At 33.2% G+C, this 26598-nt stretch carries 25 protein-coding genes and 1 riboswitch; of the genes, 21 read left to right on the top strand and 4 right to left on the bottom strand.

The features are described from left to right. Positions 1 to 118 precede the first annotated feature (118 nt). The 3 genes from ACY2LT_RS00300 (at position 119) to ACY2LT_RS00290 (ending at position 4233) form a co-directional block, all read left to right on the top strand. Positions 119 to 925: a chemotaxis protein CheW gene (locus tag ACY2LT_RS00300; protein ID WP_491815591.1), complete on the top strand. Its 807-nt coding sequence runs from the start codon at positions 119 to 121 to the stop codon at positions 923 to 925. A 136-nt stretch (positions 926 to 1061) separates the two neighbouring features. Then, the gene (gyrA, locus tag ACY2LT_RS00295) at positions 1062 to 3554 is read left to right on the top strand and encodes a DNA gyrase subunit A (protein ID WP_491815590.1); all 2493 of its coding nucleotides are present in this window, start codon (positions 1062 to 1064) and stop codon (positions 3552 to 3554) included. Positions 3555 to 3609: 55 nt separating this feature from the next. Beyond that, positions 3610 to 4233 carry a regulatory protein RecX gene (locus ACY2LT_RS00290; RefSeq protein ID WP_491815589.1) on the top strand — a complete coding sequence of 208 codons (624 nt, stop codon included), beginning with the start codon at positions 3610 to 3612 and terminating at the stop codon, positions 4231 to 4233. Here ACY2LT_RS00290 and ACY2LT_RS00285 read toward each other — a convergent pair. Further along, entirely contained in the window at positions 4219 to 4887 is a 669-nt protein-coding gene (locus ACY2LT_RS00285; protein ID WP_491815588.1) for a M48 family metallopeptidase, read from the bottom strand. The genes ACY2LT_RS00290 and ACY2LT_RS00285 overlap by 15 nt on opposite strands. Before the next feature lie 121 nt (positions 4888 to 5008). On the opposite strand from ACY2LT_RS00285, the gene ACY2LT_RS00280 reads away from it, so the two are divergent. The 18 genes from ACY2LT_RS00280 (at position 5009) to ade (ending at position 24751) form a co-directional block, all read left to right on the top strand. After that, positions 5009 to 7351: a chemotaxis protein CheA gene (locus ACY2LT_RS00280; RefSeq protein ID WP_491815587.1), complete on the top strand. Its 2343-nt coding sequence runs from the start codon at positions 5009 to 5011 to the stop codon at positions 7349 to 7351. Positions 7352 to 7367: 16 nt separating this feature from the next. Beyond that, a complete protein-coding gene (locus tag ACY2LT_RS00275; protein ID WP_491815586.1) occupies positions 7368 to 7877 on the top strand; it encodes a chemotaxis protein CheW in 510 nt (169 codons plus the stop codon). A gap of 3 nt (positions 7878 to 7880) precedes the next feature. Then, positions 7881 to 8735, top strand: coding sequence for a CheR family methyltransferase (locus tag ACY2LT_RS00270; protein WP_491815584.1), 855 nt, complete (start codon positions 7881 to 7883; stop codon positions 8733 to 8735). Between the two features lie 38 nt (positions 8736 to 8773). Next, the gene (locus ACY2LT_RS00265) at positions 8774 to 9850 is read left to right on the top strand and encodes a protein-glutamate methylesterase/protein-glutamine glutaminase (RefSeq protein WP_491815583.1); all 1077 of its coding nucleotides are present in this window, start codon (positions 8774 to 8776) and stop codon (positions 9848 to 9850) included. 4 nt (positions 9851 to 9854) lie between these two features. Continuing rightward, positions 9855 to 12212, top strand: coding sequence for a response regulator (locus ACY2LT_RS00260; RefSeq protein WP_491815581.1), 2358 nt, complete (start codon positions 9855 to 9857; stop codon positions 12210 to 12212). A 28-nt stretch (positions 12213 to 12240) separates the two neighbouring features. Continuing rightward, positions 12241 to 12636: a response regulator gene (locus ACY2LT_RS00255; protein WP_491815580.1), complete on the top strand. Its 396-nt coding sequence runs from the start codon at positions 12241 to 12243 to the stop codon at positions 12634 to 12636. Between the two features lie 29 nt (positions 12637 to 12665). Beyond that, positions 12666 to 13463, top strand: coding sequence for a ferredoxin--NADP reductase (locus tag ACY2LT_RS00250; RefSeq protein WP_491815578.1), 798 nt, complete (start codon positions 12666 to 12668; stop codon positions 13461 to 13463). Continuing rightward, a complete protein-coding gene (locus tag ACY2LT_RS00245) occupies positions 13447 to 14097 on the top strand; it encodes a hypothetical protein (protein WP_491815577.1) in 651 nt (216 codons plus the stop codon). Before ACY2LT_RS00250 ends, ACY2LT_RS00245 begins: the two co-directional genes overlap by 17 nt. Next, positions 14098 to 15333, top strand: coding sequence for an exo-beta-N-acetylmuramidase NamZ family protein (locus ACY2LT_RS00240; RefSeq protein WP_491815576.1), 1236 nt, complete (start codon positions 14098 to 14100; stop codon positions 15331 to 15333). Positions 15334 to 15409: 76 nt separating this feature from the next. Beyond that, positions 15410 to 17038 (top strand): CTP synthase, encoded by a 1629-nt coding sequence (pyrG, locus tag ACY2LT_RS00235; protein ID WP_491815574.1) that lies wholly within the window; start codon positions 15410 to 15412, stop codon positions 17036 to 17038. A gap of 110 nt (positions 17039 to 17148) precedes the next feature. Next, complete coding sequence (locus ACY2LT_RS00230) at positions 17149 to 19440, top strand: hypothetical protein (RefSeq protein ID WP_491815572.1); 2292 nt, start codon at positions 17149 to 17151, stop codon at positions 19438 to 19440. Further along, on the top strand, positions 19433 to 20164 hold the full coding sequence (locus ACY2LT_RS00225) for an SIR2 family NAD-dependent protein deacylase (RefSeq protein WP_491815570.1): 732 nt from the start codon (positions 19433 to 19435) through the stop codon (positions 20162 to 20164). Before ACY2LT_RS00230 ends, ACY2LT_RS00225 begins: the two co-directional genes overlap by 8 nt. Positions 20165 to 20166: 2 nt before the next feature. Beyond that, entirely contained in the window at positions 20167 to 20559 is a 393-nt protein-coding gene (gene acpS / locus ACY2LT_RS00220) for a holo-ACP synthase (RefSeq protein WP_491815569.1), read from the top strand. A gap of 14 nt (positions 20560 to 20573) precedes the next feature. Next, complete coding sequence (locus tag ACY2LT_RS00215) at positions 20574 to 21206, top strand: ribonuclease H family protein (protein ID WP_491815568.1); 633 nt, start codon at positions 20574 to 20576, stop codon at positions 21204 to 21206. Further along, positions 21203 to 22117 (top strand): N-acetylmuramoyl-L-alanine amidase-like domain-containing protein, encoded by a 915-nt coding sequence (locus tag ACY2LT_RS00210; protein WP_491815567.1) that lies wholly within the window; start codon positions 21203 to 21205, stop codon positions 22115 to 22117. Before ACY2LT_RS00215 ends, ACY2LT_RS00210 begins: the two co-directional genes overlap by 4 nt. 92 nt (positions 22118 to 22209) lie before the next feature. Next, positions 22210 to 22920 carry an SPOR domain-containing protein gene (locus tag ACY2LT_RS00205; RefSeq protein ID WP_491815566.1) on the top strand — a complete coding sequence of 237 codons (711 nt, stop codon included), beginning with the start codon at positions 22210 to 22212 and terminating at the stop codon, positions 22918 to 22920. 3 nt (positions 22921 to 22923) lie between these two features. Further along, positions 22924 to 23145: a hypothetical protein gene (locus ACY2LT_RS00200; RefSeq protein ID WP_491815565.1), complete on the top strand. Its 222-nt coding sequence runs from the start codon at positions 22924 to 22926 to the stop codon at positions 23143 to 23145. After that, positions 23123 to 24751 carry an adenine deaminase gene (gene ade / locus ACY2LT_RS00195; RefSeq protein WP_491815564.1) on the top strand — a complete coding sequence of 543 codons (1629 nt, stop codon included), beginning with the start codon at positions 23123 to 23125 and terminating at the stop codon, positions 24749 to 24751. The genes ACY2LT_RS00200 and ade overlap by 23 nt, the downstream gene beginning before the upstream one ends. Positions 24752 to 24830: 79 nt before the next feature. Here ade and ACY2LT_RS00190 read toward each other — a convergent pair whose 3' ends face one another. The 3 genes from ACY2LT_RS00190 to ACY2LT_RS00180 all read right to left on the bottom strand — a co-directional run bounded on the left by ACY2LT_RS00190 (position 24831) and on the right by ACY2LT_RS00180 (position 26485). Further along, positions 24831 to 25196: a DUF190 domain-containing protein gene (locus tag ACY2LT_RS00190; RefSeq protein ID WP_491815563.1), complete on the bottom strand. Its 366-nt coding sequence runs from the start codon at positions 25194 to 25196 to the stop codon at positions 24831 to 24833. A 3-nt stretch (positions 25197 to 25199) separates the two neighbouring features. Continuing rightward, on the bottom strand, positions 25200 to 25583 hold the full coding sequence (gene crcB / locus ACY2LT_RS00185) for a fluoride efflux transporter CrcB (protein WP_491815562.1): 384 nt from the start codon (positions 25581 to 25583) through the stop codon (positions 25200 to 25202). Between the two features lie 27 nt (positions 25584 to 25610). Beyond that, positions 25611 to 25672: riboswitch (Fluoride riboswitch) on the bottom strand. Between the two features lie 81 nt (positions 25673 to 25753). Beyond that, positions 25754 to 26485, bottom strand: a complete 732-nt coding sequence (locus ACY2LT_RS00180) for an FkbM family methyltransferase (RefSeq protein WP_491815561.1) — start codon at positions 26483 to 26485, stop codon at positions 25754 to 25756. Positions 26486 to 26598: the final 113 nt, after the last annotated feature.

Genomic DNA, 26598 nt, shown 5'->3' with positions numbered 1-26598 from the left:
CTAAAGAAATATTAAATTTTAACGATAAAATACAATAAACATAAATGTATTATCGTAACTTTTATTGTTTTATTTAATTTTTTGATAATAATTTTGATACTGGAATAGGGGAAAATTTATGAAAGTAGATCTAATAAACAAGCAGATTGAAGAAACTGATCTAAATCAGTATTTAGTTATTCAAATAGCAGATAATTCTTATGCTTTATCAATTCTTCCGATTAAGGAAATTGTGATTGCCCCGGATGCGACCCCTATGCCAAATTCACCCGAATTTGTAAGAGGATTGATAAAATTACGTCAAAATATTATTACCCTTATTGATTCCCGAAAACGATTAGGATTTCGTTCAATTCTTGAACACGGTAAAGAATTATTTCTGATGCTACAAGAAAGGAAGCAGGATCATATCAACTGGCTTCAAACACTTTATTTAGCAGTAGAAAAAGATGAAGATTTTAATTTAACAACTGATCCGCACGCTTGTGCATTTGGCAGATGGTATGATAATTTTAAAACTGACAACTATGGATTTGAGGTATATTTACGGCAATTTGATGCACCACATAAGCGGATTCATGCAATAGCAAAGCGTGTATTAAAAGAAAAAGAGTTGAACGGGAAAAATGCTGCTTTAAAGATTATTGAACAAGTGAAAAATACTGATCTGAAAGCAATGATAGATTTATTTGATAACTCAGAGCAAGCAATTAAAGAAGCGCACAGAGAGTTGGCAATAATATTATTGCACAACAATTCAGTAGTAGCAATCACAGCTGATAACGTTTCTAATATAGTAAATTTTGAAAAAGAACAAATTCAGCAATCAGAATTAAATGAAAAAAATCGCTTTTTGAAAGGCTCTGTTAATATTAACGGTGAAATTATTTTAGTTATCGATATAGATAAATTTGTTAATTATTAGTTTAATTCTTTTTTTCTCGCAAAGGAGGCTATTAGTAGCCTCTTTTTTTTTATTTAATAGGGAAATTCAATAATTTGAATAAGAGGCAAAAAATTAGTAATTTTGTTAGTTAAATAATTATCACTCTGGAACGAAAATGTCCTTATTAGGTAGCTTAAATATCAAGCAAGCATTTATAGAAGACGAGATGAAAAGCTCGTATTTGGATTATTCAATGTCTGTAATTGTATCTCGTGCGTTACCAGATGTGCGAGATGGGTTGAAGCCGGTTCATCGCAGAATACTATATGCGATGAATGAAATGGGGCTACTTCCAAACCGAGCTTATAAAAAGTCAGCCAGACTTGTGGGTGAAGTATTAGGTAAATATCATCCACACGGTGATTCTTCTGTATATGAAGCAATGGTTCGTATGGCACAAGATTGGGCTATGCGTTATCCGCTTGTTGATGGACAGGGGAATTTCGGGTCAATAGACGGTGATTCTGCTGCTGCAATGCGTTATACAGAAGCCCGAATGGCACATATAGCAATTCATATGTTAAGAGATATAGATAAAGATACTGTTGATTTTCAGCCCAATTTCGATGATTCTTTGAAAGAACCTGTTGTATTGCCTACTGTAATTCCTAATCTGCTACTTAATGGTGCAAGTGGTATCGCGGTTGGGATGGCAACAAATATTCCGCCTCACAATATTCGCGACGTAATTAATGCCCTTCACGCACTAATAAAAAACCCTGAAATTACAGTAGAAGAATTGATAAAGTATTGCCCTGCTCCTGATTTTCCGACAGGAGGAATAATCTATGGATACCAAGGTGTTCGTGATACATATCTAACTGGACGCGGAAAGATAATTATCAGAGCAAAAGCATCATTTGAGGAGAACAGAACTGGTAAAACTTCGATAATTGTTACTGAAATTCCTTACCAAGTAAATAAAGCTGCACTGATTGAAAAAATCGCGGATCTTGTTCGCAATAAGGTAATTGATGATATTTCTGATATTAGGGATGAATCTGACAGAGACGGATTAAGAATTGTAATAGAACTTAAACGAGAAGCAACGCCAAAGGTTGTATTGAACAATTTGTATAAACACACAAATATGCAAGTAACATTTGGAGCAAATATGCTTGCACTTGTCAAGGGAAGACCTAAGGTATTAAATTTGCTCCAAATAATGAAACATTTCCTCAATCATCGCGTTGAGGTTGTTGTTCGTAGAACGCAATTTGAGCTTACAGCGGCTGAAAAAAGAGCGCATATATTGGAAGGCTTCATTATTGCCCTTGACAATTTGGATGAAGTAATTGCTCTCATTCGTGCGGCAAAGGATCCACAAACAGCATCAGAGCAATTGCAAAGCCGATTTAATTTGACTGAAATACAAGCTAAAGCAATATTGGATTTAAGATTACAAAGACTTACAGGCTTAGAAAGAGAAAAAATACAGCAAGAATATCGGGATATTTTACAATTAATTGAAAAATTGAAAGCTATTCTTGCAAGCAAAGAACTTCAAATGCAAATTATATATGACGAATTGAAGGAAATTCTGGATAAATATGGAGACGAGAGACGCACAGAGATTATTCCAGACTCTGAAGATATGTCCTATGAAGATTTAATTGCAAATGAGGAGATGGTTGTATCTATTACTCATCGCGGTTTTATTAAAAGCACTCTTGTATCAAATTACCGGAGACAAAATAAAGGCGGTCGAGGAATAAAAGGTGCATCGACATATGAAGATGATTTTGTAGAACACGTGTTCCAAACTTCTTCTCATCACTATTTATTGTTTTTTACAAATAAGGGACGCTGTTATAGAATAAAAGTTTGGGACATACCTGAAGCAAGCCGTCAAGCAAAGGGACGATCACTTGCGAACTTAATTCAAATTCAGAATGATGAAAAAGTTACTGCTTATTGTCCGGTCAAGAATTTTGACGATAATCATTATATAATGATGGCAACGAAAAATGGAATTGTTAAAAAAGTTGAATTAAATGCTTTTTCGAATGTACGTCAAAGTGGAATAATAGCGATAAATTTAGATGAGAATGATGAATTAATTAGTGCAAGATTGACTGACGGAGCTTCAGATATTATATTAGGCACTAATAATGGTATAGCTTGTCGCTTCCGTGAAACAGATGTTCGTTCTATGGGCAGAAGTGCTATGGGTGTTACTGGAATCAATCTTGATGACAATGATTACGTTAATTCAATGATAGTTATTAATAGAAATGACGTGCAAGTGCTTGTAGTATCTGAAAATGGCTACGGGAAACGAACAAAATTTGAAGATTTCAGGCTAACCCGACGCGGAGCAAAAGGCGTTATCTCGATGAATGTTACAGAAAAAACAGGCAAAGTAGTTCGGTTACTCACTGCTTCAGATTTAGACGACTTAATTGTAATTACTCAAAAAGGTATTCTGATTCGTCAACCTGTTTCTGCAATACGGACAATCGGACGGAACACACAAGGAGTGAAGCTAATCCGTTTGGATGAAGGGGATAGAATAGCGGATGTTACAATTGTAATGCACGAAAATGATGAAAACGACGAACAAGAAACCGAGATAATTGCCGATGACGGGCAAGAACGATTGCTGTAATTTTGATTTTTAGTTGTTTTATTATATTTTTGGGGTACACGTTACCCCTTTTTTTATGCAAAAAATAACAAAAATAATGCAATCATCAAGGAATTCAAGCATTATACAATTTGATAACGGCTCGAATGTTGAAGTCCATAATGATATAATCACAAAATTTGCATTATCAATTGGTCAGGAAATTAGCGATGAGAAATATTCCGAAATCATTAGTGAAAATGAACTGATGATTGCAAAACAAGTAGCATATAATTATGCTACTTATACTGCAAGAACTAAAAGACAAGTTGTCGAGAAATTAAAAAAATCAGGTTTTAATGAAAACACTATTCAGCTTGTTATCGATTTTCTGAAAGATTATAACTTGATTGACGACGAAAAATACACAGCAATTTTCATAAACGAAAAAGCAAAATTCAAAAAATGGGGTATTAACAAAATAAAAATTGAGTTGCTGAAAAAAGGTATAGAAAAAAAAATAATTGATGAGCAAATTAGAGATTTATATAATGAAGAGATAGATTTTGAAAATGCCATCAAATTAGCAGAAAGAAAAATGAAAGCAATAATGAGCAAACCAATAGAAAAACAAAGACAAACGCTGGTAAATTTCTTACAGAACAAAGGCTATAAATGGGAAATTATTATGAAGGTATTGCAAAAATTAAAGTTCAAGTAGTTGCACGTTATCTTTTAGCCATTTTTTATGTTTTTTATATTCGGGACAATATTTGCGAACTTCATTCCAGAAGTCAGAAGAGTGGTTAAGATGCCGTAAATGTGATAACTCGTGAATAATAATATAATCGATAACTTCCAAAGGTGCAAAAGCAAGTTTCCAATTGAAATTCAGGTTGCCCAAAGAAGAGCAACTCCCCCAACGGGAAACAGTGTTTTTAATAGAGATACGATTATACTTCAACTCCATAACAGAAGCCCACTTAGCAACATTAACGCTAAAATATTCTTTAGCCATTTTGATAATGAGTTGTTTAAGAAGCGGCTTGATGTGTTTGGATAAGTCGCTTGCAATTAATAATTGGTCGTTTTTTAAATGAAGTGCAAATTGTAGATTATCTACATAATTAATAAAATAATCATTACCGAAAATGGTTATTTTAGCTCCGTTGGAAAGATTACGGGTAAATTTCTTTCTATTCTGAACTTCAATTTTTTTAGCGATTATCCAATGCTGCTTTTGTTGCACAATTTTATGGATATAACTAAGCGGAACAGAGGCAGGAGCCTTGATAATCAAGTTGCACTGATTATCAATTTTAAGGGCAATAGTTTTTCTATTTGAGCGAATTATTTTATTAATTTCAATCTGCATTTACAAAATTATAAAAAATAGATATATATTTTTTTAAATAATATCAAAATAAAATCTAAATATTTTAGTCAAAAATACCGATAAAGCAAATATATTAATTAATCATAATTGAGATTGAATTATGTCGCAAATGGATAATGAAACCCGCGAGATGATTATGCAGTTTGTATCGGAATCCTTGGATTCGCTTGATACAAACGAGCCATTAGTAGAAAACTTAAGATTAGAGGATAATTCAGAGTATGTAAATTCAATTTTTAGAGTTTTCCATACATTAAAAGGGCTATCGGGATTCTTTGAAATGTTTGTAATTAATAGGGTTACCCACGAAGCAGAGACCCTATTGGACATAATGCGCAAACAAAACAAAGCCCAAAGTGAAGATATAATATCAATAATATATTCTGTTTTCGACTTTTTACGAGAATTATTGAATAGAGTAAGCGAGAATTTAACAGACAAAGATGCAGAAGCAGAAGCCGAAGATATGATTATCATAATCCGAGATGCTATAAATCGTGTTCAAAATCCTGAACTCAGTGAAGAAGATTTCTTTTTTGCAGAAGATACCGACACAACAAGTAGTGAAGAGAATACTCAACCGCCTTCAATAAGTGGTGGCAATGAAGAAATGATGTACGAAGCACAAGACGATGCCCAATCGGCTGATGGCTTAGAATCTCTTGTTTCGAATGAATTGATGGATCAATACTTATCAAGTGCATATGAATTGATCGATACAGCAGAGAACAACTTATTAATACTTGAGAACGATCCGAATAATTTTGATCTGATAGCAAATACATTTAGAGTGATTCACAGCCTGAAAGGCAATTCAGGATTTATGGGGCTTTCGGAAATTGAAGAAATATCAATGGAAATGGAATCAATTCTGGATTCAATAAGAAACAAAGATTTACAAATTGATACAACTATTGTTAATATTCTTTTGAGTAATATTGAAACAATTCGAAACAGATTAAGTGCGTTATCGCCTGAAGGTAGTAAATCTAAAGCTTTTCAAGAGACAATCGCAGAAACAAATGCCGCAACTCAAGCTAATCTTCAAGTAGAAGATACACATTCTGAGAGCGATATTAATCAGGCAGAGGAAATTGAACTCGCTGAAGAAGAAATGACAGTTGATGCAAATATTCATAAAGAAACTATCCCGCAAGCTCCAAAAATAGAACCGAAAAAAGAAGAAGTAAAGCCAGTCAAGCAAGTTGCAGCCAAACAAGAAGATGTGAACGCTAATAAAACTACCCCACCTGCATCAATGGCGAAAAAAGATATTCGAGTAGAGACAAGCAAGATTGATAAATTATTCGATTTGGTAGGTGAATTAATAACAATTGAAACGATGGTAACCAATAGTCCTGATTTGCAAGGGCTTGAGTTGCCAAACTTTTTGAAGTCAGCAAATATGCTGAATAAAATAACAAGAGAACTTCAGGAAGTGGCAATGTCTGTAAGAATGATGCCGCTTGAAAACTTGTTCAATAAGATGAAACGACTTGTTCGTGATGTTTCGTTGAAGATGAACAAAAAAGTGAACCTCGAAATATCGGGTCAAGAAACGGAAATGGACAAAAATGTAATAGATGAAGTTGCAGACCCACTTGTCCATATCCTTAGGAATGCAATTGATCACGGCATTGAACCACCGGAAGTTCGAATAAAAAAAGGAAAACCTGAGGTCGGTTCTATTAGTTTGAAGGCAAGATATGAAGGAAATGAGATATTGATAATAGTTAAAGATGACGGTGCAGGAATAAATAGAGATAAGATACTGAAAAAAGCGGAAGATAGAGGAATTATTTCCGGTAATACAGATAAAATGACAGATAAAGAAGTGTTCCAATTAATATTTGAACCTGGTTTTTCTACTGCTGAGCAAGTAACTGATATTTCAGGGCGTGGAGTTGGAATGGACGTAGTTAGAAAGAATATTGAAAAGCTCCACGGTTCGGTAGATATTGAGAGCAAGGAAGGGTTTGGTTCTACATTTACTTTAAGGATACCGCTTACACTTGCGATAATGGATGCAATGCTGATAAGAGTAGGCCAATCTCGGTATGCTTTGCCTTTGCTTGCTGTAACAGAATCGTTTAGAGTGAACCGACATATGATTTCAAAAACAATGGATGGATTAGAAGTATGTAAACTACGTGATGATGTGTTGCCGGTAATACGTTTACACGAATTATTTAATATTGTTCCAGATAGTTATGATTTGGAAAAGGGAATAATGATAATAATAGAATCAAGGGAAAAGCAAGTGGCATTGTTTGCTGATGAAATTATTGGGCAGCAGCAAGCGGTTATCAAAGGGCTTTCGGACTATATTGGGAAGGTATCAGGAATTACCGGATGTATGATATTAGGAGACGGTGGAATTGGATTGATTATTGATATTGAAAGCTTGATAGAATTATCTGAAAAAGCAGTATTTGTTGGATAATGTGAGGTAATAAATTATGCAAACCGAAGATTTATATGAAATAGAGGAATCAGGAGTAGAGATCGATACAGAGAATACTCTTGAAGACAGGTATTTAACCTTCAAAACAGGCGACGAACAATATGCTTTTGAAATAGAGTATGTAACTGAAATTATTGGCATTCAGAATATCACACCTGTTCCAAATATTAAACCGTTTATTAAGGGAATAATTAATTTACGTGGTATAATATATCCTGTTATTTGTGTAAGAAAGAGATTTAATATTCCTGAAATACCCTACAACGACAGGACTTGCATAATAATAGTAAATGTAAACAATAATGGGATTGGTTTAATAGTCGATGAAGTGGCAGAAGTAATTAAAATTCTTCCGGAACAGATTTCGCCATCACCACAGACAAACAAAGGCTCGCACAGTAAGTTTATAAAAGGTATAGGAAGAGTTGGTGATAATTTAAAAATCATCCTTGATATTAATAAATTATTATATGATATTGATAATGATAATAATGAGAAAGAGTAGAATATGGATATCAAAGAAATACGTTCATTAGACTTTGTTGAAGTAACAGATGAAGAATTCAAGCTCATTAGAGACTTGATTTATAAGAATATTGGGATTAACCTGACAGAAGAGAAACGTTCATTGGTAAATGGACGGTTGCAAAAAATATTACGGAAACTTAATTTCAAAACATTTAAAGAGTATTATCAGTTTTTGATAAATGATAAATCCGGAGAAGCATTAAGCGAGCTTGCAAATGTAATATCGACAAATCATACTTTTTTCGGACGTGAAATAGACCACTTTGAATACTTTGTTGATATAGTATTACCAGAAATAGAAGAAAGAGCAAAGAAAACGAACAATTTTGATATTCGGGTGTGGTCGGCAGGGTGTTCCAGCGGTGAAGAACCATACACACTTGTTATGTTGATGATGGAGTATTTCGGTAAAGATTACAATAAATGGAAAGCGGGTGTGCTCGCGACAGATATTTCATTAAATGCATTAGAAAAAGCAAAGAAAGGCATCTATCCCGATGAAAGAGTTCAACCATTGCCTGATATTTTTAAGAAAAAATATTTTAAACATCTGCCATCGGGCGAATGGGAAATAATTGACGTTATTAAACGTGAAGTTACTTTTAGAAGATTTAATTTAATGAACGAAAAATTTCCTTTTAAAAGTCCGTTTGATGTGATTTTTTGTAGAAACGTAATGATTTATTTTGATGAGCCAACGCGAGAAAGATTAGTAGATAAATTTTATCAATTTACAACACCAAATGGATATTTATTTATAGGTCATTCTGAAACTTTGAACAGATCCAAAACAAAATATTTATATTTAAAACCAGCTGTATATAAGAAAGCTTAAGCTTAAGATACAATAATTTTACTAGATTGGAGGGAGTTGTGTCGAATTTATTTAAGAAAATAAAAGTATTAATTATTGATGATTCAGCATTAGTAAGAGACATTTTGTCGAAAGGATTATCAGCAGATCCGGCAATAGAGGTTGTAGGAACAGCACCTGATGTATACGTTGGAAGAGATTTAATAATCAAATTAAAACCAGATGTACTCACGCTCGATATAGAAATGCCCAAAATGGATGGCATCGAATTTCTACGAAAATTAATGCCCCAATATCCTTTACCTGTTGTAGTTGTCAGTTCACTTACTCAACGAGGGAAATTAATAACAATGCAGGCACTCGAAGCAGGAGCAGTTGATTTTGTTCCCAAGCCAGCAACTGACGTAGCCCGTGGTTTGAGTGAAATGATGTTAGAATTGAGAACAAAGATAAAAATTGCTTCAACTGCAAATGTATCGCACTGGAAGAACAGAGAAGTTCCTTTAAGCGATAGAAAATCCAAAGATGAAAGTGCATTAAACAAAGCATTGGCAGAATCTACTGATAAAGTTATTGCAATTGGTGCTTCGACTGGTGGAACAGAAGCAATCAGAAAAGTGATCGAGCAATTGCCACCTTTTATGCCTGGTATTGTAATAGTGCAACATATGCCTAAAGGTTTTACAAAAACTTTTGCTGACAGATTGAACGAAACATCATATATGCAGGTAAAAGAAGCGGAGGACGGAGATAGAATATTAAACGGACGAGTATATATTGCCCCCGGCGACTATCATATGAAAGTGTACCGATCGGGTGGACAATATAAAATTCAGATACTCGAAGGCGAAAAGGTAAATGGTCATCGTCCTTCGGTGGATGTAATGATGTTCAGCGTAGCTGAAAGCGTTGGGGCAAATGCCTTTGGGGTAATATTGACCGGAATGGGTAATGATGGAGCAGCTGGTCTGAAAGCAATGAGGGAAGCAGGTGCAAAAACAATTGGACAAAATCAATCGACTTGTGTGGTTTATGGAATGCCAAAGGTTGCTTATGACATTGGAGCGGTGGAAATGCAATTGCCGTTAAATGAAATTCCTAATGCATTAATTAAATTGGTAAAACAGTCAAGCTAAATATATGGATAAATTTCCACTCACTGTTTTAGTTGTCGAAGATGATCTGGCATCAAGACTTGTAATAACTTCTATAATAAAATCAAAATTTCAGAATGTAATCGAAGCAGAAAATGGATTGCAAGGACTTGAATTATTTAAACAACATTCCCCTGATTTAATTGTATCAGATATTGGGATGCCATTTCTTGATGGTATTTCAATGTCCAGAATGATTCGGGAAATAACCCCTAAAATTCCAATAATAATAACAACTGCTTTCGACAACAAAGAAGTTCTTATTGATGCAATTAGTATAGGAATTAATTATTATATAGTAAAGCCAATTAAAACAGACAATCTAAAAGAAACACTTGATATTGTTGCCAATTCATTAGTTTACGAAAAAGAATATAAAAAGCAAGAAGAAAAGATAAGGCTACTGTATAGTGCAATAGAACATTCCTCGGGAGTAGTGATTATTTTTGATAGCGAAGGAAAAATTGTTTATCATAATCCTCAGTTGAATGAACTAATAGGAATTAATAATGGATTTGTAATTGATGATATTAATAAAATATTTTATGGTGATAACTATTCATTTCTGATAAATTCAATTAATGAAAAAAAAACCTGGAAAGGAGAACTTAAACTATTTAGCAAAGACAACCAAGAAAAGTATATGCTTGTTTCAATTTCGCCAGTGCTGAATGAAAATAGTGAAACAACAAATTTTATTTTAGTTGCTGATGATATAACTGAGAAAAAAATAATTGAAAATAAGCTAAAAGAATACAACGAAGAATTAGAACAAAAAGTTAAGGAAAGAACTTTAGAACTACTGAAAATAAATGAAGAACTGATAAAAGCTAAAGAAAAAGCAGAAGAAGCAAACCGAGCTAAAAGTCTATTTCTTGCAAAGGTTACACACGAACTCAGAACTCCAATGAATGGAATTCTGGGAATGACAAGTGTTTTGATGGACACTGAACTTAACGAAAAGCAAAAGAGGACACTGAGTATTGTTAAGCATTCGGGCGAGACACTATTAAATATCATAAATGATATTTTGGATTGGTCGAAACTTGAAACCGGGAAATTAAGATTAGACAGAGCTTCCTTTTGTTTAGAAGATGTGGTTAATAATGTCTATGGTTTACTAAGCTATTCGGCTTCAAATAAAGGAATAGAATTAAGGCTTAACTTAACTCACGATATTCCTCGAAAAGTAGTAGGAGACCCGATAAGATTGCAACAGGTATTAATAAATCTTGTATCTAACGGGATTAAGTTTACGGATGAGGGATATGTTGAGATTTCGGTTATTAAAATAAAAGAAGAAAAGAACAAAGCAATTATTCGATTTGATATTCGAGACACAGGCATAGGAATACCTTCGGACAAAATTGAGAAACTTTTTAAAAGTTTCAGCCAAATTGATGACAATCTAACCCGAAAATATGGAGGAACCGGATTAGGTTTATTTATTTCAAAAGAGATTGTTGAAATGATGGGTGGGGAAATTTATTGCGAAAGCACAGTTGGAGAAGGTTCAGTTTTTCATTTTACTATTCCATTGGAAGTTTCTGACGAAAAGAAAGAAGAGAAAATATCTCTTGTGAAGTCTTTATCAGAAATATCAAGTAATTACAAGGACTTGTCTCTCAATTTATTAATCATTGAAGATAGTTATATTAATCAAGAAGTAATTAAAGAAGCTTTGAATGCAACAAATTGTAAATACAAAATTGCTGAAAATGGCAAAATTGGTATTTATTATTATTCTAATGAGAAGTTTGACGTTATTCTTCTGGACTTACAAATGCCAGAGATGGATGGTTTTGAAACAATTAAAGCATTATTAGAAATTGAGGATAATAACAACTTAGAACATACGCCAATAATAGCACTAACAGCAAATGATGATGAAGAAATGGTTGAAAAGATAATGAAAGCAGGGTTTGATGATATAATTACAAAGCCAATTGATTGGCAAGTTTTGTTTGATACTATTTTCAAGTATGTTCCCGACAAAGCGAATAATGGCGTTGATCTTACAAAGCTTCTTGTTTCAATTAATCACAATAATTCTTTACTAAAAAAACTAATAAAATATTTTATAGAAAAAGTCCCAGAACAAATTAACCTTTTAGAACAAGCAGTTAAAAATAATAATCTTGAGGAGGTTGATAGAATTTCACATAAGTTAAAATCAGAAGTTGGGAATTTTGAATCTGGGAAAGCATTTAAAACTCTTAGCGAAATAAATCGAATAAGCAGAAATAAATCAAACAGGAATTTAGGCAAATTATGTGAAAATTTACGGGTAGAAATCGAAAAAGTAATACAATATTTAGAAAGATATATCGAAAATAATAATTAAACACTTAGAGGAATTCATAGAGGTAATTATGCGTACATTAGTTGTAGAAGATGACTATATAACTTCCCAGGTAATGCAGGAAATATTAAGTGCATTCGGGGATTGCGACGTAGCTGAAAATGGTGACCAGGCAATTGAATTGTTTACATCAGCTCAGCTAACGGGTGTTCTCTACGATGTGATTTTTTTGGATATAATGATGCCAGAAAAAGATGGACAGGAAGTACTTGAAAAAATTCGTCAAATTGAGAAAATGAATGGAATTATGGGGTTAGATGGAGTGAAGATTGTAATGACAACTGCATTAGACGATTACAACAACATCAAGAAAGCGTTTGCAAATCAAGCTGAGGCTTACTTGATTAAACCTGTTGATAAAGATAAAGTTGTAAAAGTGCTTGTCGATTTGGAGCTTTTGAGTTAATTTTGTTTTTTTATTTAATTAAGTAATGTATGAAATCATCACCTTATAATGCAACTGTTGTTGGGAAAATATTATTAACACCGGACTTAATGATTTTGAGAGTGAGAACAGACACTCCAAGAGAAAAATTTGAAGCAGGACAATATACAACAATAGGAGTTTTAGCATCTGAACAGCGTTCGGCTAATTCCGTAATAACATTGGAACAACTGCCGCCGGATTTTTTAATTAAGAGACCATATTCGATAGCATCAGCTAATCACGAAACTTCAAATTTTGAATTTTATATTAGCCAGGTGAAGTCGGGACAACTTACACCAAGACTTTTTGTTTTGTCTCAAGGCAGTAGAATGTGGGTTGATGAAGATATTTTGGGAGTCTTTAGGTTGAAAGATACTCCTAAGGGATGCAATATTGTTATGGTGGCAACAGGAACCGGACTTGCACCATATATTAGTTTTCTTCGTTCGCACATAAAAGATAATCAGGATATAAAATTAGCGGTATTACACGGAGCCGCTTATCCTTGGGATTTGGGGTACTATTCTGAATTAACTTTCATTCAAAATTCTTTCGATAATTTTTATTATTTCCCAACATTACTTAAGGCTGATAAAAATTGGAATGGGCTAACTGGTTATATTGAAAATCATCTGGAAAATGGTTTGCTCGAAAACGTTGGGATAGAAATTAATCCAGAAAAAACACACTTTTTCTTATGCGGTAATCCCAAGATGGTAGAATCAGTCTCAAAATTTCTTGGGAGGTATAATTACACTAAGCATACTCAAACTAAACCAGGTTCGTTGCATGTCGAAGAGTATTAGTTCAACAACAAAAATATTGCTATTTTTCTTTTTGATATTCGCAGTTTCTTCCTGTATTGTTGTCAAAGAGCAGGCGAGCGAAGAGCAAGATTTCGAACAATCTGCTGTATTGAGCCCAAAGCCAGAAATACCTATGTCTGATATAATACTACGCTCAAGCAAAGGCGATATGGTTTCTTTCCTGCCACAGGGTTGGTTTTTTGTTGATACAGAACAACGCTCAGCGTCGGACGTTTTGGCTGTTATCTGCAATCCAGATTATAGTTTATGTGCAATATTTACAACAATAAATAGACCTACACTTAAAATAAATTCAGAAGACGAAGAAATTAATGTTGATTTATTGTTTGATGTAGCTCGTGAATGCTTCGCAAGGCGTTCGCAGAAATCGGCAGGAGCAGTAAAATTAATTGGGAAATATCAAAACATTCAAATTGGGAACAAAGATTTTGTGAAATATGAATTTTCTACTACTAATGGTGCAATAGTTGCAAAATCGGCTGTATTTGTTTCATCTTTAGGTCAATTCTACGAGTTCACATTATTACCGATGACAATTTTAGGAAATGAAATACCAACGCAGAAAGAATTCAACAAAATTTTCAATTCTTTTTTAGCTGCAATACAGTATTAGATGCAGTTCCTTCTTAAAATATTATTTTTCTTGCTACCAATAACATCATTATTTTCTGCAAATATCAGCTTAGGGATTGATGTATTAGTCGAAAACCATTTTGCACCTTTGCAAAAGAAAAAAATAGGACTTCTTACTAATCAGTCTGGGAGGGACTCGAAAGGAACTCTTACAGCTGAAATACTTACCAAAACTGATAAATTATCACTGAAATATATTTTTGTACCTGAACACGGGCTCTGGGGAAACTTACCTGCTGGGCAAAAGGTTAGCGATGCAAGTTTCAATGGAATACCTGTAATATCGCTTTATGGAGAAAAACGCACACCTAATCTGAAATATATCAAAGAAGTAGATGCTTTGGTTGTAGATATTCAAGATATTGGAATTCGCTCTTATACTTATATTTCCACAGTGTTTTATTTTATTAAAGCTGCGGCAGAAGCTCATAAACCAGTGTATGTATTAGATAGACCAAACCCAATAAATGGTGTTACAATAGACGGAAACGTCCTCGAAGATGATAAGACATCATTCGTTGGGATAATGCCCATACCTTACATTCACGGAATGACAATTGGTGAGATAGCCAAAATGATTGTAGGAGAAGGATGGTTAGGTAGCGATAAAAAAGGTAAAAAACTTAAAACACAAGTTGAAGTAATTGAAATGAAAGGTTGGAAACGGGAAATGTGTTTTGAGGATACAGGATTGATGTGGTTTCCAACTTCTCCACATATTCCTGCAATCGATGCAATTCGTGGTGCTGCACTTGTCGGAATTTTTGGTGAGTTAGGAATACTTAATATAGGAATCGGAACAACTTTGCCGTTTCAATATATAGGAAGCCCAAATTTTAAGACTGACGAAGTCTTAAATGAACTGAATAAACATAGCTTTGAAGGGGTAAGTTTTTTTAAAGCTCAGTTTAGACCTTTCTATGGAAAATTCAAAGAACAGACTTGCGAAGGAATACTTTTCAAATTCACTTGTAATGAAAATTTCTATCCGATGAAATTTGGTGCAATTCTAATTTCTGCTATCAAATCAGTTCATCCGGAATTATTTAATAAATCTGATATTCCGAATAAAACCAAAGAAATGTTTATAAAAGTTACCGGGACAGAGGATTACTTCAATTCATTATTCTCTCCAAATGATTTTTCCTACATTAGATTATGCTCTCGTGGAATAGAGCAATTTAATAAAATTCGGAATAAGTATCTTTTGTACTAATTATATTATAGTTTTTGTCTAATTTATTAATTAATGTTATTTTGCATTTTTGTTTTTTTAGAAATATGAAATAAATATGAAAGAACAAGAGACTTATTCAAGACAAACTAAATATATTTTTATCACTGGTGGAGTGCTTTCTTCACTTGGTAAAGGAATTGCATCAGCTTCGCTTGGATACTTGCTCAAGCAGCGTGGCTATAAAGTAACAATAATGAAGTTCGACCCATATATTAACGTCGACCCGGGAACAATGAATCCTTTTCAACACGGCGAAGTATATGTTACCGATGATGGAGCAGAGACCGATTTAGATCTGGGTCATTACGAAAGATTCCTTGGTTATTCATTAAGCAAGAGGAACAATACAACAACAGGGCAGGTATATTTTGAAGTAATAACAAAAGAAAGAAAAGGACATTATTTAGGTAAAACAGTTCAGGTAATACCTCATATAACAAATGAAATTAAGCGAAGAATGACTATTTTCGAAGGCGAGTATGATTTTATTCTAATCGAGATTGGAGGAACGGTTGGTGATATAGAATCGCTTCCGTTTCTGGAAGCACAACGTCAGATGTGGCTCGAAAGAGGTCCGCAAAATGTATTGAATATTCATTTAACTTACGTTCCATATATCAAATCAGCTGGTGAACTTAAAACAAAACCTACTCAACACTCCGTGAAAGCATTGATGGAATTTGGTATTCGTCCTGATATTTTATTATGCAGAACCGAACATAAGCTTTCAAAAGAACTTCGCCAGAAAATAGGACTATTTTGCAATGTGGAAGAGAATTCAGTAATAGAAGTAATCGATGTAGAATCTACAATTTACGAAGTGCCACTATTATTTGCCAAAAGGGAGCTTGAGCAAATCGTTCTCCGCAAAATGGGACTACCGCTTAATGAGCTTGAGCTTGAAACCTGGAAAAAATTTGTTGAGCGAATTCGCAGCCCTAAATATTCTGTTAATGTTGGATTGGTTGGGAAGTATACAAAATACACTGATTCTTATAAAAGCATTATAGAAGCATTTATCCACGCTGGTTCAATCAATAATTGCAAGGTAAATATTGAGTTAATCAACAGCGAAGAGATTACTGAGGAAAATGTTGCGAGTTTACTTGGACATTTAGATGGAATATTAGTTGGACCAGGTTTCGGCTATCGTGGCATCGAAGGGAAAATCACAGCAATTAAATATGTTCGCACAAACAAAATACCTTTTTTTGGCATCTGTCTTGGAATGCAATGCAGTGTTATTGAATTTGCAAGAAATGTTTGCGGATTGCTTCAAGCAACAAGTGGTGAATTCGAAACAAACGATTATTGTGTGATCGATTTGATGGATGAGCAGAAAAACGTCAAAGAAAAAGGCGGAACAATGAGACTTGGTGCATATCCGTGCATTATCGATGAAGATTCCATTGCCTTCAAGGCTTATGGCTCGAAAGAGATTTCAGAAAGACACCGTCATCGTTATGAATTAAACAATAAATTCAGAGCTCTACTTGAAGAAAAAGGAATGGTTATGAGCGGGACTTCGCCGGATGGGAATCTGGTAGAAATCATAGAATTGCGCGACCATCCTTGGTTTTTAGGTGTTCAGTTCCATCCGGAACTAAAATCCAGAGCTGTAACAGGGCATCCTTTATTTATTAGTTTTATCAAAGCGGCTCTCAACAACAGAAATAAAAAATAATGTTATCTTTCTCGGAAATTTAATATTTTACAACAAAGTAGTTTGTTTTTTTGTTGTTTTTTTATATTTTTTTAAATTATTTTTTGGGATGATTAGTTTCATTTCATTATATGAGCAAATCTAAAGAAATAGATTACCGAACTAAAGAGAAAATTTCTGAATTGTGGGACACTATCAACAAAGCAGCAGAAATAACTAATTATTCAAATTCAAAATTTAATGAACTAATCGAAAAAATTGAGCTATTAAGCAAAGAACTAAACGAAAAAGAAAACATCATCACAGAAGCTAACTCTAAAATTTATGAAAGCAATAAAGTTATTGAAGACCTAACTAACCAAATCACAGACATTAATAAACGCTACGATGAACTCTATTCCCTATACTCACAATATGATTATGTATATAAAGAACGGAATAAATTACTTTTAGAAAATGAAGAGCTCTCGAGCCGGGTAAAAGAATTAGAAAAAATCCTACAAAATGCAGAAAATGAGATAAATGAATTAAAAATAGTCCAAACAAAATACAATGATCTATTATCTGAAAACACAAAAAATCTGAAGAAAATAGATGATCTCACAAAAATTGCAAATGATTTCCAGTTTGCCCAAAAAGATATTACTCGAAAAAATTTAGAGTTAATTGAAAAGCAAAAAGAAATACAGAAGTTAAAAAATGAGTATGCTGAAGCACAAAATATTATTTTCAAGTATCGTAACTTGGAAAATGAACTTCAAGACCAAACAACTATTGTAGAGAATTTGCAGTCGCAACTTGCTGATATTCAAAATAAAAACAACGAATATTTGCAAAAAATTGAATTGCTCGAAAATGAAAATATTCAGCTTAAATCAAAGTTAGAAGAAGAGCAAGTAATAATCAAGAATTTTGAATTGACAACAAATGAGCTTTTAAAACAAGCTTTTGAGCATGAAACTCAAATTTCAAATGCGAACAGTATTATTGCTGAATTATCGGAAAAAATAAATTATGCCAATAAGGTAATAGATAACTTTAGAAATGAAAATTCAACTTACAAAGAGCAAATCGCCACTTTAGAAAATACAATTTCTGAACTTAAAACCAATAATTCTGAATTACTAATTAAAAATACTGAGTTAGTAAACAAGAATAATATACTTGAAAAAGAGAACTCAGAACTTCAAAATGTTAAATCAAAATATCAGCAGATTTCTCAACAGTTAGCCGAAGAAATATTAAAAAATGAGCAAATCAAACAGAAATTAGATGATTTTTCAGTTAGAAATACGAAATTGCTCGACGACATTCAATTATTGAACGATAGCGTTACCTTAAAAGAAGAATTAATAAACAGACAATCTGAAGAAATTTCAAGGTTGAAAGATACAATAGATAATTTCCAAGACAAATTCATTGCAATTCAAAATGAAAACCTTTCGCTTTCATCGCAAGTCGAGGCATTGAAAATCGTTCAAAATAAATATGAAATTTTGCTTGAAGAGGCAAATCAATTAAAAATTCAAAATAATCAATTAATTGAGCACAAAAGATTATTATCCAATGAAATATCCGAACTTGAAAGAGACAAAGCAAAACTTACTTCTGAATTAGAAATAAAAAATAAATTTATTAATGAAAAAGAAAATAATATTCTTGAATTATCTAATAAATACAATGAAGCTGTTGATAAATCAATAAAGTATAGTGAATTAGAGAATGAATTAATAGCAATAAATTCTGAGAATAAAGAACTAAAAGCTGCAATAGAACAGCATATTCAGATGCTTAATGCCAAAGATGCTTTGATTGATGATTTAACGGGCAAACTGAAAGAATTTGAGAATAAGACAGACGAGGTAAGCGATAACATTTTCAATATTCCAATTAACAGCAGTCTTCAAGAACTGAAAAATCAAATAATTGAACTTGAAAAGATAATTGAAGAGAAAGATAAGACAATCAATAATTTGAATAAAAAAATTGATAAGTTAAATATAAAAGCAAATTACGCAAGAATGCCTGAACTATTCCCAATCGAAGATGAAGATAAAATTGAAAAATTATCAAAAGAGATTGAAAAACTACAGAATGAACTTCAGCGAAAAGACGAAGAGATTGAAAAATTAAAAATTCAAGCTGAAATGCAATTCGGTGATAATTTTTATGCTGTTCGAGATAAATTAATAATGGATTTAAATGCCGAAAAAACCCTCAAAGACTTACAAATAGTTAAATTAAGAGAGAAAAACGACGCTTTGCGGGACATCTTAAAAAATCGATATGAACAAATAAAAATATTAGAAGAAGATTTTAACGAACTTAATGAAAGTATAAAATCAAGTAAAAATCATAAAGAAAAGCTGATTGCACAAATAGAGAGTTTAATCAACAAATTGGAAAATTTAGAAGATGATTAATGAAGTTGCAAGAATACTTAGAAAAGCTAAGAAAGTAGCAATATTGACAGGTGCAGGTGTATCAGCGGAGAGCGGGATTGCGACTTTTCGCGACCCAGACGGACTATGGGCAAAGTTCAATCCGATGGAGCTTGCAAGTATGAAAGGGTTTATGTCGAACCCACAACTTGTTTGGGATTGGTATCAGTATAGACGCAAAATAATAGCCAATGCTAAGCCAAATGCAGGTCATTATGCAATTGCTGAAATGGAAAAAATGTTCGATTTTTTTAGCCTTGCTACTCAAAACGTTGATAGATTGCATCAAAGAGCCGGTTCAAGTAAGGTTATCGAGTTGCACGGGAATATTATAGATAATTATTGTGTAAAATGCGGTGAGTACTATAAAAAAGAGATTAACTTAGATGATAATAGTTTGCCGAAATGCGAAAGTTGTGGTGGACAAATAAGACCAGCAGTTGTGTGGTTTGGGGAAATGTTACCGGAAGAGGCAATAACCAAAGCGTATGATGCAAGTCAAATAGCAGAGGTCTATTTTTCGATTGGCACTTCTGCAGAAGTTTATCCAGCAGCTGATTTGCCCAGACATGCTAAAAGAAACGGTGCAGTGCTAATAGAGATAAACCCGAATCAAACTGTATTATCGGGGTTTGCTGATTTCAAGATTGCTCAACCATCTGCTGTTGCTTTACCAAAATTAATAAAATTAATGAAAGAGGAATAAATATGATTTTTGGCATTGGAACTGATATTATTGAAGTAGAAAGAATAAAAAATGCAATCGAAAAGTACGGAGAACGATTTTTGCGAAGGATATTTACAAATGAAGAAATAGAATATTGCGAAGAATTCAATGAAAAGAAATTTCTTCACTATGCTGCACGATTTGCTGTGAAAGAATCTTTCAGCAAGGCGATAGGAACGGGAATCACTCAAGGCTTTAAGTTTAATGAAGTGGGCATAATAAATGAACGGAACGGGAAACCTGTTGTTGTGCTTGATGGTGGAATGAAAGAAAAATATGAAAAATATAGAATAGACGTTTCTATTTCACACACAGAACACTATGCAGTCGCATTTATTGTGATGAGTGATGAAAATCAATCTGTTATCAACTAATTTATTTTGAAAGAATGAATAAAATTAATATATATACTGATGGAGCTTGCTTGGGAAATCCAGGTCCTGGTGGTTGGGCATTTATAGCTGAGATTGACGGTAAGCTTATAGAAAAAAGTGGTTTTTTGCCTAATACAACGAACAATAGAGCTGAATATCAGGCAGCTATTGAGGCTATTAGCTTTGCAAGTCAATTTAACAAGGACATACAAATTAATACTGACAGCGAACTACTGCTAAACACAATGACCAAATGGATTTATTCCTGGCAAAAGAAAAATTGGAAGAAATCTGACGGGAAGACAGTTCAAAATTTAGATTTAGTCGAAAAACTCTGGAAACTAATTCAAAAACATAGAGTAATTTGGAATAAAGTTCCAGCTCATTCAGGGATTGCTCTGAATGAACGTTGCGATATGCTTGCAAAAGAAGCAGCAACGAAAGCAAGTTCCTCCGAAGTAAAAGAAAAAAGCAACCCGCCTAATGGAAATTTGTTCGAAAATATTATGGAAATAAAATCTACTGATGGTAAGTATAAATTAGTATTGCAGAATAATAATTCATTAGAATTATTTAATGAGAATATAAAAATTGCCCATTTCAATTATTCTCCTGATGTGTTATTAAAATCGAGCAGAGAAAAATGAAAAGAAGAGACTTTATTAAGAAAACAATGGAATTATTAACCATTGGTGGATTTTTTTTCTCTACTGAAGATATTCTTGCTAAAAGAAAGAAAAAGAGCAGACCAAGAAAAAAAGCAAGTTCAGAAGTCATATTAACAAATGAAAGTGTTTTCGAGAAGATACTGAAACAGGCTGAGCAAAATAATTGGAAAACAAAGAAAATTGGAGAAGTAGTAACAGAAGTGGCTAAATGCTTTTTAGGCAGACCTTACGAAGGCGGAACGCTCGAAGTAAATGGCGAAAACGAAGAAATAGTTGTAAATTTAATTGAGTTTGACTGCGTTACATTAATGGAAAGTTCACTTGCATTTGCAAGAATGCTCAAAAAAGGACTTGCTACGATGAACGATTTTGCGCGGGAACTTGAATTTATAAGATATAGAAAAGGAAAATTAGTTGATTACACTTCAAGACTGCATTACACATCCGACTGGATTACTGATAACGAGAGCAAAGGTGTAGTCGCTGATATTTCAAAAAGTTTAGGTGGAATACCTATTCAATTCAATGTATTTTTTATGTCCGAAAATTCCGAATTATATCCAGTGCTTCGAAAAGTACCTAAGATGATTGCTGAAATTGAAGTTTATGAAGAGCATATAAGAAAAAGAACTTATCATTATATCCCAAAAGAACAATTTTCTAATATTGAGAATAAAGTCCAAACGGGTGATATAGTTGCAATTGTAACAAACAAGCCTGGATTGGATTTTTCACACGTTGGGCTTATTGTTGCTGATAATAACTCCGTAAAACTACTGCACGCTTCCTCGAGCCAGAAAAAAGTGGTATTAGATAGTTCTCTACAAAATTATTTAACAAGCAACACAACAGCAACTGGTGTTTGCATACTTAGACCGCTTGAGGTTTGATTTTTTCACAAAAAAAATTAACTTAAAAATAATTAGAATATTTATTAAAAATTATTTAAATTTTGCTTATTCTCATTTCATTGTTTAGAAAAATGAAAAAATTATTTCTAATCTTGTTAGTTTTTCTCTTAGCTAATAATGTTTATTGTCAATCTGAAAGAATATCATCACTTCTAAAATTAGTAGCACAAGGCAAAACTGAGGAAGTACGTTCAGCGATGCCAAAGCTTTTGTCTGATTATCCGAACGAGCCTGGGGTGCTGTTGCTACAAGGTGTATTGATGGAAGATGGTATCCGAGCTGTTAAAATTTACAAGAATATAGTGAAAAATTATCCAAACAGTGAGTGGGCAGATGACGCACAATGGAGAATTGTGCAATTTTATGCCGTTATTGGAGATACACTTGAAGCAAAGAGAGAATTAGAATTTTTCAGGAAAAATTATCCGAAGTCTGAATTTTTAGCTCCTGCAACTGATGTAGTTCATTCGTCGATTTCTTCTGCTAAATATGATTTCAAAAGCAGAATAAACGCTGAAAAATCAACTCCAAAACCTCAACCGGAAAACCAGCACTGGGGACTACAAGTTGGGTTGTATTCAACAAAATCAGCGGCGGAATACGAGAAAAAGCGTTTCTTATCAATGAAGCTGAGAACAGAGATAATCGAAAAAGAGGTTGATGGTGAAATAAAATATGCTGTTGTCATAGGAAATTATTCTTCTAAAGAATCTGCCGAAGCAGCGAAAAAAGAAGTCGAGAAAAAATGTGAATGCACACCATTTCTATTTCCAAAAGAATAGGTTATGAGTAATAAAGATAAAGATAAAAATAAAAATGGCTATTATAAAATTGATGTAGAGATAAATAATCTTACATCAAATGGTAACAATACTTTTAAACTGCAAAATTATAAAGAGAAAAATACTTATTCTTCCTACAATTCTACCTTTATTAAAGTATTCAAAAATTATTTAATTAATAAGAATAAAACAAGAAATGAAAATGAATACAATCCTAAAAGGTAACATTCTTGATATAATTAATAGAACAATCAAGAAAGGTTATGTACAAATTGAAAATAGCATAATAAAAGATATAGTATATACTGACGAAGTAGAAGAAAATACTTTCATTATGCCGGGTTTTATTGATGCTCATGTGCATATAGAAAGTTCGATGCTTCCACCTTCTGAATTTGCACGAGCTGTTGTAAAATTTGGAACAGTAGCAGTTGTATCGGACCCTCACGAAATAGCGAATGTACTTGGAGTTGAAGGCGTCGAATATATGATACAAGACGCTAGAAATGCACCTCTGAAATTTTTCTTTGGAGTGCCATCGTGTGTGCCAGCTACAAATTTTGAAACCTCAGGAGCAAAGATAACACCGGAAGATATTGAAATTCTATTCAAGAAATATGAGATAAAATATTTAAGCGAGATGATGAACTATCCGGGGGTGATTTTCGAAGATCCAGAAGTGATTAACAAAATAGAAATTGCAAGGAAACTTAACAAAAAGATTGACGGACATTCACCCGGACTTACTGGCGATCAATTAAAGAAGTATGTTTCGTTCGGTATTTCCACCGATCACGAATCATTTACATATCCTGAGGCATTAGAAAAAATTAACTATGGTATGAAAATATTGATACGCGAAGGTTCTGCCGCAAAAAATTTTGATGCACTATCAAAGCTAATAGCAGAACATAACGATATGTGTATGTTTTGCACAGATGACCTTCATCCAGACGACTTAATGACCGGTCATATTAATTTAATGGTAAAGAAAGCATTGGGAATGGGTTTTGATTTGTTTGATGTGTTGAGCGTTGCTTGCTTGCGACCAGTAGAACATTATGGACTAAATGTCGGGCTTTTGAGAATTGGCGATCCTGCTGATATGATTATTGTGGATAATCTCGAAAATTTCAACATTTTGCAAACATACATTGATGGGAAATTAGTTTCTGAAAATGGCGTTACTTATCTAAATCCGACAATTTCTAAGAAATTGAATATTTTTGAAGCTGAAAAAATTTCGCCTGAAGATATAAAAATTGAAGCTCGCAGTTCCCAAATTCAAGTCATCAAAGCACTTGATGGAGAGTTAATTACTGAAAAATTAATTTGTAATGCAAAAATTGATAATAATTGCGTAATATCAAATATTGATGACGATGTATTGAAGATGGTGGTTTATAATCGTTATCAAAAGTCGAAGCCGGCAATAGGATTCATTAACAATTTTAAACTGAAAAAAGGTGCTATTGCAACGACGGTTGCTCACGATAGTCATAATATTATCGCTGTGGGTGCAGATGATGTATCATTGATTAATGCTATCAATGCAATCGTTGAATGCAAAGGTGGCTTGTGTGTTGCCACACCATCAGAAATCGAGGTGCTCCCGTTGCCAATTGCAGGACTGATGTCTGAAATGGATTATGAATCTACTGCTGCTCTTTATAAAAAACTTACAGAAAAAGCAATAGAATTAGGAACAGAATTGCGAGCACCATTTATGACATTATCCTTTATGGCACTGCTGGTAATACCTAAACTTAAATTAAGCGACAAGGGATTGTTTGACGGTGAAAAATTTGAATTTACAGAATTATTCGTGTAAAATCAAATTAGAATAAAGGATACAGAAAATCAGACCTTAATTTGAGTAAAAAATTTTCAGATTGATTGTAATAAAAGCTTTATTTCCCGTCTTTTCCTTTTTCGTGAGGTTGATAAACAACAACATCGACCTCAAATGTTGTAACCATTCTACCAAAATTATGCCCTGTAAAGATATTATCTAAATGTTCTATAAAATCAAAAATTTTCTCTTTTTTATCAATAATCTCTACAACTATGGGCAAGTCGGCTGATAGTGCCAAAATTTTTGCTGAATGAATTACGCTGTTCGCTCCATAGGAAAGCACACCACGAAAAACAGAAGCACCTGCCAGCCCCTTACGTTTTGCTTCGAGCACCAAAAATTCGTAAGTCGGCTGATGCTTATACTTATCCTGCGAACCTATATATATGCGCAGAACCTGCGATTTACCTTCTAATTTCATTGTTTATCTCCATATATAATTAACAACTGTTTTGCCAAATAGTGTAAGTGAAATACCTAAAAATACACTTACTCCCATATAAAAAGTCAAGAACAGAACTTCTCTATCGTTAATTAAGTTAATAGTATCATTTGTAAAAGTAGAAAATGTGGTAAGACCACCGCAAAAACCGACTGAAAGCATTAATCTCATTTCGGACGAAAGCACTTCCCCTTTTTCGAATATTCCAAGAATTATGCCAATCAAAAAGCACCCTACTAAGTTTACAATTAAAGTTCCTAATGGAAAGGTAGTAGGGAAAATTTTGTGAACGAATACGGTAGTAACGTACCTTGTGATGCTTCCGATAAAACCGCCTATTCCTACAAATATCGCTCCTTTTAACATAAAACTCCTATAAAAAATTACTTATAATTTCTTATAGGAGTTATCAGCCATTAGTGGCGGTTTTGGCGAACTCCATCGCCATTTTCATCCAAATTTACGAAAAATTTGTGATCAGGCAAAGAACAAACAATAATATTTGTAAGCTTTGAAACATTAATCAAAGAAATGGATCATAATAAATTACTTGCGATAAAACAAAATTCTTCGTTTGAGTTGAAATAATGTTCAAACTGTTGTTTAGTTGCAGGCTGACGATTTGAAACAAAAGACTTAAGAGTAAAGATTTTCAATCCAATTTCATCATTTAAAAACTCAAATAAAGAATTGGCATTAGTTCCATAGAAATCACTCGCTCCGAGACCAGATTCGAATAAAATAGTAGGCTTACTCGATTTAAGCAGATTAATTGCACCTTTCAGAACTGGAAATTCACCACCTTCGACATCGATTTTAAGAAAATCTATGCGCTCAGTATCAGGAATAAGCAAGTCTAAACTCTTTACTTCTACCTCAATTTCTTCAATTTCCGGAGAGGAGATGTCATATCGCCTTCTTTTAATACCACTATAAGCAGGTGCATTTTTTACGTACTGGAAGGACGAGCGTCCTTCTTTATCTGAAAGAGCATAAGGAAAAATTTTTGCTTGTGAATTATATTTTTTCACTAATTCAGAATATAAATGTGGCAGTGGTTCGAATGCATAGTGAGTTCCATAAGGAGCATATTTAAGGAAAAGTCTGAGTATATCACCTTTGTGGCAGCCAACGTCTATACAATTAGAATTAGTTTTGAGGAGCTTTTTCAAAATTAGTCTGGTAATTCTATCATACTCTATATTTTTCGTAATATCGATTTTCGATAGGATGAATGCTTCGCGTACAATATTTTTCAGAAGTCCCATATAAACACTAAAATTAAAAAAGCAATTTACTATTATTATGTTTTATTTCAAAACATCTATTAAACTTGATTACTTAATAGAAGAAGACGAAATAATCTTACATTCAATAAATT

Source organism: Eximiradius proteiniborus, from assembly GCF_058546985.1.
This window is presented reverse-complemented; position numbering and strand designations above follow the sequence as displayed.